Consider the following 12,354-nt stretch of genomic DNA (forward strand, 5'->3'; position numbering starts at 1 on the left):
GAAGATAATTAATTTTTGATAATGGTTGCCTCACCTAGGCCATTCACAAAAAGGGTGTATCCGTTCTTTGATAAATATTTTGGATTGATATCACCGGTATCTAGATCCATACGAACTTCTCCAACTTCTATGGGATTAGCTGTATTAGTAGCCATTTTAATTATTGCAGAACACTGTTTACCCGTTGTATGTCCGTAGCAGGCCAATTTTACGAGATTCCAATAAACTTTTTGTGTTGAATTGGGGGCAGTAGGGTAGGGAGAAGGGACGCCCGCAATGTATGCATTTGATTCTACAGGAGTATTGTTATGGGTGATTAAATAAACGGGACTTGCGAAAGCTGTTACAGCGCTTAAACCTAAAACTACTGCTGAAAAACCTTTAAATATTAAATTCATTATATCTTTTTCTCCATTTAATTATAAGTGATTCGTTAGAAGTTAATATGTTCGCTAAGGTAGTGAAAAAATAACTGTTCTTAACCAATCGGATTTTTTACATCTTTAAAACGCATCAAAGAGTATATCGCAAAATAACTTAGTGTCTATTACCATTAGTCGTAAGCACTATTGGAATGGCAAAGTGTTAAGCTAGGGCGATTATGCTTATGATTTATTCTCACTCAATAAACGTGCGATATCTTTGGCAAAGTAAGAAATAATAAAATCTGCTCCAGCACGCTTTATCGCAACCAAACTCTCTATTATGGCTTGCTTTTCATTGATGAGCTTGTTTTGAGCCGCGATTTTAATCATCGAATATTCACCGCTTACTTGATAGGCACAAAGAGGTACCTCAGGGAAATGTTGTTTTAGCCTCGCTATAATATCCAGGTAAAATCCAGCAGGTTTTACCATGATCATATCGGCGCCTTCCTCAATGTCCAAAGCTGTTTCTCTTAAAGCTTCAGAACTATTCGCAGGATCCATTTGATAGGCCTTACGATCCCCAAATTTTGGTGCGCCCTGAGCTGCCTCTCTAAAAGGTCCATATAAGCAGGAACAGTATTTGGCACTGTAACTTAAGATAGGGATATGCTGATATCCTTGTGCATCCAAAGCCTCACGAATGACGCGAACCATCCCATCAGTCATTCCACTCGGTGCAACCCAATCTGCGCCAGCTTGTGCATGACTTACAGCTTGTTTTGCAAGAAAAGCCAAGGTCTTGTGGTTATCAATGCATTCTCCTGTGAGTACACCACAATGACCATGATCCGTGTATTCACAAAAACAAAGATCAGTAATAATTAGGATGTCCTTATTTACAGCACGAATTGCTTTTATCGCTTTTTGAATAATTCCTTCATGATTAAACGATTCACTACCATAAGCATCCTTATATTTGGGTATGCCAAATAAAAGCACTGCGGGAATACCTAAGGAGGTAAGTAATTCAATTTCATTTGGAATACAATCGAGGCTTAATTGAAATTGACCAGGCATTGCATTTATTTCTTGTGGCTCATTCAGTAGTTCACTGATAAATAAAGGAGCTATGAATTGTTGCGGATGTAAGCGTGTTTCTTTAACTAAAGCACGAGACATTGCACTATTTCTTAAACGAGTTAACCTTAACGGTATATTATAATCGGTCATGAAATTAATCCTGTTATGTAGTTCACTTCGATACGGCCACGAGAATAAAGATGTATTTTAACACAACTCCCGTAGTCTGGGTGAAGCATCTGTCTCTTGATCCCATCTCTGTCTACTCCCCGCAGTGTGCCTGCTTGCGGATGTAAGCGTGTTTCTTTAACTAAAGCACGAGACATTGCACTATTTCTTAAACGAGTTAACCTTAACGGTATATTATAATCGGTCATGAAATTAATCCTGTTATGTAGTTCACTTCGATACGGCCACGAGAATAAAGATGTATTTTAACACAACTCCCGTAGTCTGGGTGAAGCATCTGTCTCTTGATCCCATCTCTGTCTACTCCCCGCAGTGTGCCTGCGGGCTCCAGTGTTTTAGTGCAGAACATCTAGAGCTCGAGGACACGCTGTGGTAGGTCGGAGTGGTGCTGGACTGGTTTCTCAACGATGTGTAGACGATGCAGCTGAGGATACCCGAACCCAGGTTGTGGCTTGCGCCTTCACCCAGACTACAAAGCATTCCAAATTAGCTGGAGGGTTTTCCTTTTTTAATTTTATTAGTTTTTTTATTTGAGGTATACAAAAAATCAATAGCACTACTCGTATCGCTATTACTTACTTGAATACTAAAAAACTTGTTGAGTAAGTACCTTAGGGTCAACATGTTTGTATCTGTTTGAGATAATCCAATGCTATAGCTTAAATAAAGACGCTTTGAAAGTGATTTTCCAACCATAAAAGAAGTAGTATCACTCGTAGTATTGGTTAATTGGTTGTAGTTCGTATTCGTTTGCACATTAAAATCAATACCTGCAGTTTGTTTGAGTTGCTCTAAAAGTTGGAGACTCTTTGTGTCGCTTCCTAGATTCATAGAAGATATAGCCGCGAGAAGCAACTGCCCCCCTGCCTTGTCTGCTTGGTTTGCCGGACGCCCAAGGACAAGCAGGGAAAGGATATCTGCTTGAGAAAGAGATGCAGGCTCGGAAAATAATTGAATTTTAGGGCGAGACAATCGACCTGTAGCTTCTACGCCTAAAATCATCGTTTCTCCGTAATTAATATTTTGATTTGTACTATTAAAGTCCAAAAGTTGGCTTGAGGTGGCAAAAGTTGTTGGCGTAGTTCTAATTTTTTTTGCTGCACGGAGATTAATTCCTGGATTATTCATAGGCCCGCCAAAGGTTAATTGGCCCTGTTGAATTGCTAAATTCTGTCCATAGGCTTTATAAGTACCATCTCTAACTGATAATTCGCCATAAGCATTGATTGAACTTTGTTGTTGTTTGATATTCAATGTTCCATCTAAATGCCCTCTTAATCCTTTTGCATTGACTAAAACTTCTTTCCCCATTTCGAGCTCAATATCCATATTGTTAATCAAGGTAAATGAAGGAGATGTTTTTTCCTTATGCTTATAGACCACATCATCGGGTAAAGAAACGCTGTTGTTAAATGAGCGGGGTTTAATTTCAGCATAAGGAACCAAAATAGTACCAGAAAGGGATTGTAGACTTGGGGTTAAATGTAGCTTGAGTTTGGGTGAAATATTGATTTTGTATTCACTGGTTTGAACCAATGGAAAATCATTGCCTTCAAGAGTGAAATCCCCTGTAAATTGAGATCTTAAACTTCCTTTTCCGGCAATTAATAAATAATGACCGGCTGATGCTGCTGAACCTGTTGCTTCCCAAGAACGTTCATTGCCGCGTACATTCATTTCGAGGGTATCGATATTAAGACCCAGTTTAGGTAAGGAAAGACGTGTTTTACTAAGGATTAAATGACTTTCTATTTTTCTTTTACTCAAAGTACCATTAACTTTTAATGAAGCAATCAATTGCCCTTTGAGTTCGTCAATTTCAGGGCTAATTTTTTCCAAAAAATTAAGAGAATTTAATTCCAATGATAATTCGCTATTTATAGCTTGGTCGTCCTGTAAGCCAGCATCAAGGGTAAACTTAGGCAGATTAAATTGCAGTTTTAAATTTTTATTTTCATCAATTGCCAAAATACCGGATCCTTTAAGCTGTTCTGGTGAAAGGATGATCTTTAAAGACCCGCCCTTAAATTGAACAACAGGAAGGGCATCATTATTGGGGTCATGATAAAAACCAGGATGTATTGTTAGCAATAAATTACCTTGATTTTTGGCGGTGATTTCGCCATGAGTCGATAAATTAGTATACAAACGAGCGTGTTGAGCAGAACTACTTTGAGGTTGGGTTAGGTTGGCATTAAAAGTCCACTGCCAGGGCAAGGTTCCGCGAATCGTTGCATCCATTAGCCACTGATCTTTGGGTACAGTAGTTATTTGTGAGTGCATATTGATTCGCATATTTGGTAAAACACCGGTTGCAGTGATTGTTCCTTTTTCACTGTCTATGATTTTATCTTTTGCTCTATTCCAGTGCAGACCTTTCCATCGAGCGGTCACTAATTGACTTTCTCGCAAAGAATGCGGCTGCCATTGTACTTCAAATTGTTCTATTGTTACTTTAAATGATTTATCTTTGTATTCAATTTCGTTCAGAGTAAAGTGGTTTAGTATGCTGCCTTCAAGTTGCTGAATTTTTAGAGTACCAGGAAGGTATAGGCGACTAAATTGAATAAGAGTATGCAGCCCTGGTTTTGTATCCAATAAAAATAAGACTATTCCGGCAAGTAAAATAAGGAATAAAGAGCTTATATAAAGTGTTTTAACGCACACTCGAAGAAATTTTATCAGAATTCGTTTCATAAATCGGGTCCCATGCTGATTACCAAACGAGGGTTGTTTCCGTCACGGTGCCATCGATTATTAATTGTCTGAGCCAACCCAACTTTAATTGGACCTATAGGTGAAACCCACATTAAACCACCACCTGCATCATAATAAGCTGTTAAAGGGGCTGGATTGTAAACAGCTCCTGCATCATAAAATCCGATCAGATACCAATTTTTTTTGGTTTCCTTTTGAATTTCAAAACCAGCATAACTAAGTATTCTGCCTGGACCTATTGAATTAAAGCCAAATGCTTTTAAATTATCCATTCCTCCCAAAAGTAATGCAAGTGATATAGGTTGCTGATTAATATTATCGATTGCAGTAAATCCTTGAATTGCATGCCCGTAAAGACGTAAACGCAGAGGTTCTATTCGCATCGCAGCTTTCATATCCAATGAAATCTGAGCAAAATTAATAGTAGAAAGAAGGGATTTGCTTGCTGCAAGACCATTAACCGAAATATTATATCCTGACGGTGAAAAAAGTAGATCTTGGGTTTTGCTAAACGTCAAACTTGCTTTGGGATAAAGTAGAAATTGCTTTGTATTTTCCTCAAACGAATAATGAAATCCTTCATAAAGTGTATTTATAGAGAGTATTCGTTGATAATTGGTTACCCGATGTTGTTGGGCGAGGGAGATAAGATATGAATTACTGTATCCTGCGGTGTAATTTAAATTCGAAAAATTTCCCGTCAGTGTGTATTGATCATTGACAGGATTTTTACCAGGAACAATATATTGGGCTTGTAATGCATTTTGAACAAAAGATCCTTGAGCCATGAGATTGAATTTATGTCCTTGGCGATTAACGGGTGCTACATGCCATGCAGCTCGGCCACGAACTCCTGTATCTGTTCCATATCCTGCACCCAGAGTGTAAGAATATTTGGATGCAGGTTCAGTATCGATTTGCACCGGAACTATTGAGCTTTCAGTAATTTGTGGTTTAACAAGTACAGAACTAAAGTACCCGCTACTTGATAAGTCATTATTTAGCTGAAGTATTTTATCCCCGGAATAGATTTGTCCCGGATGAAATGGAACAAAACGATGCAGTAACTTAGGATCAATGTATGTGGGATTGAACTGTATTTGTCCAAAATAATAAAGAGGTCCAGTATCAAGAATCAGTGTAATTTCTGCCGTATAATTCTCTTCATCGATTAAAATTTCACTTTTCTTAAATCCAGCACGCATGTAACCTTGATTTTCTGCTGTATCGAGAAGTTTTAATTTGGTTCGCTCGTATTGCTCTGTGAAGAGAGGATCTCCTTGTATTAACGGTACATTTTTTATTGCATCACGCAGGATAGGATTGCGGAAGCCTTCACCAGAGAGTTCTATTTTAAGCCGTGAAATTTTGATTTGTGGACCTGGATGGATTATGACGGTCAATTGGTGCGCATTAGGCTTTCGTACAGTAGCCTCTGCTTTAAAATAGCCAAAAGGCTGGATTGCCTGAATGACTTGTTCTTGCAATTCTTCTTGACTGAATTGTGCAAGAGGTTTTAATTTCTGGAGTTCATTCAAACGTTTTTCAACGTTTGCTTCGACTTTTCCGGAAACTCCGAAAATTGTAATGGATACTGGAGCATTGTTTTGAGCGAATAACGCAAAACAGGTAATGAGAAGTATCAGATAGAGTAGTTTTTTCACGATAGTCTCAGTACTTTTTTCACCAAAAATGTTCCTACCTGCATTAGAAAACATTTTGAGAATATACACTTAATCGAGTAGAAGGGCTAGGGTGATATAAAAGGGTATATAATCATCAGTATTTTCACATTTGATTTAATGTGTATAATAAATTCCCATATCGGGATCAAAAATGAGTTTTTAGAATTCTGTGCTCTTTTATTGAAGATAAGTGCAGTTAATGGATGGGAATTAATTTATGGGTTTTCCTATTACACAAAGTGAATTTGAAAATATTTTAGATGAATTTTTACAATACAAAAAGGAACTGCCTCCAAAATCTAAAATTCACCTGGCTTCTTATTTAAGAGACAAAGGCTATTCATCCGTATTACAGAGTCTCAATTTTGCAGTTCCGGGTAAAACAGTCAATATGATACAGATGCAACGGGCGGATGGATCGTTGGCGAGCGCCACTAAGTTGCCTCGCAGAATGGATCTATTGAATAATATTGATTTCACCGGCTGTGAAATAAAAAACTGTCAGTTTGATGCGTGCGATTTATCAGGAACAGTTTGGTATGACCTGGACGTCCATGATTCTTCTTTTAATAATACTGTTATTAATCATGCATCATTCCATAAAGTTCGCTTTATCAATTGCCATTTTACACAAGCCACCCTCGATTACAGCAAATTGGATGATCTGCTTTTTGTAGAAAATACCTTTCTTCGTACGAGTTTTAATTATTTAAAGCAATTCCATAAGGTAATGTTTAAGGATTGTCTTTTGCAGCAAGTTCCCATGCTAGGAGGTGCTTGTGCTGTTGAAGTGATTATTAATAACTCACCTGAAAAGAAATTATCTCAAGTAAGCGAGTTGTTAATTGATAAACAGATTGCTATGAAGCAGTTTAAAAAAACAAATACTAAACCTGCTGTATTGGTCGCTTGGAATAATGGGGCTCCTTTGATGTCAGCAGTATTGGCTGAGAAAATGATATTGGCGAAAGGAATGTATCCTGTGCGCATGGATATAATGGCTGAAGTAGATGCTGCATTATTAGATAAAGAAATAAATGACTTAAGTAGGCTAACCCAAAAAAGGATGCAACAATTAAACGGCGAGGAGACCAAGGTCAAAAAGTTTGGGACCAAGCTTCCCCAAGAAAAAACAGATTTAAATCATGAACATCATGCAGAGCAAAGTGAAGATGCTCTTGCACCTGAGCAACACTCCGGTACAAATGAAAATACATTCCCTGTTGTTTCAACAGAATGGAAAAAACAAGGGATGTGTTTCCCTCTAATGATGATTCAAATCATGCGTGAAGAAAACGCTAAAAACACATCTTCATTTCCACAAATGGCGGCTCTTTATCGACATGCAAAATCGATATTTGATCAGGTGGATGCTGTCCTTTTAACTGGAGGCCAGGATATGGATCCTCGTTTTTATGGAGCAGAGCGCCATCCTAAAACGGGTTTACCAACTTATACTGATTATCCAGAATTCAGTGATCCGCGCCGAGATATTCTTGAATTTAGTTTGGTTTATATGCAACAACGTGCTTCAGCCCCCAAACCGTTATGCGGTATTTGTCGTGGTTCACAAGTGATTGCAGCGTCCTACGGCGCAACGATTTTTCAAGAGCTTGATTCGCCAGAAAGACGTCAATATTTAGTTGAAGCAATACAGCTTAAAAGCATAAAGGCGGCAGCTCCTCTTTATTCAACCAGTAGAACCTTAGCGTCTGTAGCAGATAAGGAAGTGCCTAATGTGATATTCATGCATCACCAAGGGTATGATTTAGGGCCAGCTGAGGGTATTGAGGCTACTGCTTCAAAGAAAACCTCAGGAGGTAAGGTAATTGATATAGTGGGAGAAAATTTGCCGCAAAATATCACTTTGGTGCAGGCGCATATTGAGTATTATATGGACAGGGAAGAAGGAGGGGCGCATGGCTTTTCATCTCATGTGAGTGCGAATGCAGCAGAGAGTATCTTTAAGCAATTTCAAACTAGAGTTTTGGCTTATTACCAGAATCAACGATTTCGCTATCTAACTCCTGGTCTGTTTTTCACAAAAAGTGAAGCTGTGCCAAGCGAACAATCAGAGTGCACTGTTCCAACTCCCATAGCTAAGAGTTTTATTTGAATCATGACATTAATTTTTTACCATGCTTTTGAACCGATAAATTAAATCAAGTGCTTCTCGAGCAGTCAATCGATCCGGATCAAGCTGTGCCAGTTCATCTAAAATAGGTGATAGGGTAGGCACTTGAACTTCTGAGCGTTTTTGCGAAACTGGGGGCGTGGTTTGTATGTGATTTAAATGAGTATGAGCAATTTTTAAAACCTCAGGGGGGATGCCCGCAAGCTCTGCTACTTCCAATCCATAACTTCGATTTGCATGTCCTGGTTCTACCCGATATAAAAAGATGATGCGCCCCGTATCTAATGATGCTTGTAAATGAACATTCCGAATACACGCCCATTGTTGAGGAAGCTGAGTTAATTCAAAATAGTGCGTAGAAAATAAAGTATATGCCTTAATGGTCGTTGCCAGATAAGTACAGCTCGCATAGGCCAGAGCCATGCCATCATAAGTACTTGTACCACGTCCGATTTCATCAATTAAAACCAAACTTTCACGGGTTGCCTGTCTTAGAATTTGTGCTGTTTCGGTCATTTCTACCATAAAGGTTGAACGTCCAGAGGCCAGATCGTCACTCGCACCTATACGAGTAAAAATTCTATCAATAGGTCCTAAAGTTACCGACTTGGCAGGGACAAAGCTGCCAATATGGGCTAAAAGGACAATTAAAGCAGTTTGACGCATGTAAGTCGATTTACCGCCCATATTGGGCCCAGTAATGAGTAATATATTTTGCGACGGTTTGAGCTGTAAGTCATTGGCGATAAAACGTTCTTGCAGCAAATGTTCAATTACTGGATGGCGGCCTGCCTCAATGGAAATTTGTGATTCAGAGATTAGATTAGGGCAACACCAATTGAAGCTTTGAGCTCGCTCTGCAAGAGTCATTAATACATCCAATTTTGCTAATGCTTGGGCTAATTGTGTCAATTCATATATATTTTGCTGAATCTCTATCAATAAATTTTCATAGAGCCACTTTTCGCGTGCCAAGGCTTTTACTTGTGCTGATAGTACTTTCTCTTCAAATTGTTTCAATTCTGGTGTGATATAACGTTCCACATTTTTTAAAGTTTGCTTTCTGTGGTAATACGGAGGCGCTTTTTCTGCCTGAGTTTTAGAAAGTTCAATATAATAACCTTGTACGTTATTAAAGCCGAATTTCAGAGTAGACAGTCCAGTCTTTTGTTTTTCTTCTTGTTCTAAGTGCATGAGTTTATCATTGGCTCGCGTACTAAGCAGTCTTAATTCATCAAGCTCTTCATCAAAACCAGGAGCTATGACGCCACCATCACGAATCAATACAGGGGGATTTTCTATAATTGCCGATGCAAGCAACTGCTGCAATACAGGTAAAGGCCTAGTGTGATTTTTTAGCTTCACCAGGAGTTCGCTTTTGTTATGAGTAAGTACCTCGTTCAACTCAGGAAGTAAAGCCAACGTATGGCTTAAAGCAACTAAATCACGTGGGCGCGCTGATTTTAGAGCAATGCGCGACACAATTCGTTCTACATCACATATTTGTCTCAGTAGTTCATAGATGGATACATTCTGTTGCAGATGGATAATTTCCTTTATGGCATGTTGGCGCGCCATGATCTGGCCATGTTGTTTGAGTGGTCTTCCTAACCAACGTTTAAGCAAACGACTGCCCATGGAGCAAGCGGTTTTATCGAGCAGAGATAATAAGCTGTTTTCATGATTGCCACTCATATTTTCAAATATTTCTAAGTGCTTTTGTGTCGCCGCATCCAGTTGCAAGTAATCATGAGCATGCTCAAGAGTCATTGTGGTTAAATGAGGAAGGGCTTGTTTTTGTGTCGTCTGTAAGTAGCTCAATAGAGCTCCTGCTGCGACCAGAGCAGTAGGGTGATCTTGCTCCCCAAAAGCAGAAAGATTATTGACTGAAAATTGCTCACACAAGAGTTTTTTTGCGTTGTCAAAACAAAATTCCCAGCCAGGTCTTAGTTTGATTGGAAAATTCATGCAGTATTCTTCCAAAGAAGATTCTTCTTGTAAGAGCAATTCAGCGGGCTGCAACCGCATAAGCTCTGCACTTAACTGATGTGCTTCTGTTAATTCCAATAAATGAAAGCGCCCGCTGCTTAGCTCAACCCATGCAAGACCAATTTTTTGTTTTTGGCGGTGAATAGCCAGTAATAAATTATCTTTTTTTGCATCCAAAAGTGCCTCATCAGTCACTGTTCCTGGAGTGATAATACGAGTAACCTGACGCTCTACAGGTCCTTTGCTCGTTGCAGGGTCTCCTATTTGTTCACAAATAGCTACCGATTCGCCTTTTTTGATTAATCGAGCCAGATAATTTTCTACAGCATGATAAGGCACACCAGCCATGGGAATGGGTTTGTCGGCAGATTGGCCACGGTGGGTCAAGGTAAGATCCAATAATTGGGCTGCACGTTTTGCATCATCAAAAAATAATTCATAAAAATCCCCCATACGATAGAGCAGAAGTAGGTCAGGGTATTCTGATTTAATACGTAAATACTGTTGCATCATCGGTGTATGGGAAGAGGTCATGAATGTATTTTGCTTGAGTTGAAATTGCGGCAATTTTAGCAAAATCACGTGAGGGAGAGTAGATACTTTTTATATTCAACAAAAATGAGCTTAGATATGTCGGTAAAATGGATGAGTTTAATTACATATGAAAAACCTTAACCTTTAGACAATTAGTTATGCAATTAATTTTGAAGGATTTGCCTCTTCGACTTCAATAAATAACCCTGGATTCAAGAATAGAATCTGGATATTATCTAATGACTCATAACGAATAGGCAAAGGAAATGCTATGTTAACTCCAAAGGATGTTCAGACTGTTGAGGCAGCAAAGCAAATTATTGAGGAGCGTAATCTGACCCATATCAAGGTTGGTATTTTTGATGTGGATGGGGTGATGCTTGGAAAATATATGAGCCGTAATAAATTCTTCTCGGCTTTAGAGAGTGGTTTTTCTTTTTGTGATGTAATCTTAGGATGGGACTCCAAAGATAAACTGTATGATAATGGTAAATATACAGGTTGGCATACAGGTTACCCTGATGCCTTAGTGCGCGTTCTTCCGGAAACGTGCCGCGAACTTGTTTTCGAAGAGAATCAATTGTTGTTTATGGCTGAATTTGCTGGAGAGGCCGAAGCGTTATGTCCTAGAGCATTACTTCGTCGAATTGTTCAAAAAGCCGATTCAATGGGATTTGATGTGTATGCTGCATTGGAATATGAGTTCTTTATGTTTGATGAGACTCCTGACAGTGTACGCTCTAAAGGTTTTCGTGATTTAAAACCCATGACACCTGATTTTTTTGGTTATTCAATGATTCGCAATACGGTTCATGCAGATTTATATCATCAGATCCTTAATATGAGCGAGATTATGGACTTTCCTATAGAAGGGTTGCATGCAGAAACTGGCCCAGGGGTGCTTGAAGCGGCAATTGCTGTAGATAAAGCTATAGAAGCGGGAGATAAGGCTGCGTTATTTAAAACATTCATGAAAGTCTTAGCACAACGCAACAATATGATGGCAACTTTTATGGCTAAATGGTCGCCGCATTTTCCTGGCCAAAGTGGACATATTCATCTTTCCTTACGTTATAAAAATGATATGAGGAGCGCTTTTTATGATCCCTCGATGCAACATAATATGAGCGCGCTTCAGCGACATTTCGTGGCAGGTCAACAAAAGCTCATGCCGGAGTTTTTGGCGATGGTTTCACCCACAGTGAACAGTTTTTCTCGCTTGATTCCGGGATTCTGGGCTCCAACTGATGCGACGTGGGGGGTAGAAAATCGTACGACGGCGCTACGTGTTATACCGGGAAGTGATAAATCGCAGCGCGTTGAGTATCGCTTAGGTTCCGCCGATTCGAATCCTTACTTGGCTTTGGCCGCGGCTTTAGGTTCTGGCCTTTATGGAATTGAACAGAAACTGGAACCATACCCGGAAATCAAAGGCAATTCCTATGCACAACCTCATGAAGAAGAACTTGCATTGCCACGTACACTGTGGGAAGCAGCTACTCGTTTTAGGGAGTCAAAGGTTGCTCGTTCTTTATTTGGTGATCCATTTGTTGATCATTTTGCTGCCTCTCGGGAATGGGAAGAACGAGAATTTCGTCGTCATATAACAGATTGGGAATTGGACCGTTACTTTGAAATTATCTAACCTGGATTTCCT

8 protein-coding genes are annotated in these 12,354 nt (G+C 39.3%); 2 read left to right on the forward strand and 6 right to left on the reverse strand.

Annotated elements, in window-relative coordinates:
- Positions 1-8: 8 nt before the first annotated feature.
- The 5 genes from LXO92_RS09155 to LXO92_RS09175 all read right to left on the reverse strand — a co-directional run bounded on the left by LXO92_RS09155 (position 9) and on the right by LXO92_RS09175 (position 6,019).
- On the reverse strand, positions 9-398 hold the full coding sequence (locus tag LXO92_RS09155) for a hypothetical protein (protein WP_182352377.1): 390 nt from the start codon (positions 396-398) through the stop codon (positions 9-11).
- 207 nt (positions 399-605) lie between these two features.
- Positions 606-1,598: a porphobilinogen synthase gene (gene hemB, locus LXO92_RS09160; protein WP_182352378.1), complete on the reverse strand. Its 993-nt coding sequence runs from the start codon at positions 1,596-1,598 to the stop codon at positions 606-608.
- The gene (locus LXO92_RS09165) at positions 1,595-1,825 is read right to left on the reverse strand and encodes a hypothetical protein (RefSeq protein WP_233291527.1); all 231 of its coding nucleotides are present in this window, start codon (positions 1,823-1,825) and stop codon (positions 1,595-1,597) included. The genes hemB and LXO92_RS09165 overlap by 4 nt, the downstream gene beginning before the upstream one ends.
- Positions 1,826-2,123: 298 nt before the next feature.
- Entirely contained in the window at positions 2,124-4,334 is a 2,211-nt protein-coding gene (locus LXO92_RS09170; protein WP_232890839.1) for a translocation/assembly module TamB domain-containing protein, read from the reverse strand.
- Entirely contained in the window at positions 4,331-6,019 is a 1,689-nt protein-coding gene (locus LXO92_RS09175; RefSeq protein ID WP_232890840.1) for an autotransporter assembly complex protein TamA, read from the reverse strand. Before LXO92_RS09175 ends, LXO92_RS09170 begins: the two co-directional genes overlap by 4 nt.
- A gap of 238 nt (positions 6,020-6,257) precedes the next feature.
- On the opposite strand from LXO92_RS09175, the gene LXO92_RS09180 reads away from it, so the two are divergent.
- Entirely contained in the window at positions 6,258-8,156 is a 1,899-nt protein-coding gene (locus tag LXO92_RS09180) for a gamma-glutamyl-gamma-aminobutyrate hydrolase family protein (RefSeq protein ID WP_232890841.1), read from the forward strand.
- Positions 8,157-8,165: 9 nt separating this feature from the next.
- Here the strand turns inward: LXO92_RS09180 and mutS are convergent, their stop codons facing one another.
- Positions 8,166-10,697 (reverse strand): DNA mismatch repair protein MutS, encoded by a 2,532-nt coding sequence (gene mutS, locus LXO92_RS09185; RefSeq protein WP_182352382.1) that lies wholly within the window; start codon positions 10,695-10,697, stop codon positions 8,166-8,168.
- 271 nt (positions 10,698-10,968) lie between these two features.
- Here mutS and LXO92_RS09190 point away from each other — a divergent pair, with 271 nt between their 5' ends.
- Complete coding sequence (locus LXO92_RS09190) at positions 10,969-12,342, forward strand: glutamine synthetase family protein (RefSeq protein WP_232890842.1); 1,374 nt, start codon at positions 10,969-10,971, stop codon at positions 12,340-12,342.
- Positions 12,343-12,354: the final 12 nt, after the last annotated feature.

This window comes from Legionella resiliens, from assembly GCF_021344005.1.
Classification (GTDB): Bacteria; Pseudomonadota; Gammaproteobacteria; order Legionellales; family Legionellaceae; genus Legionella; species Legionella resiliens.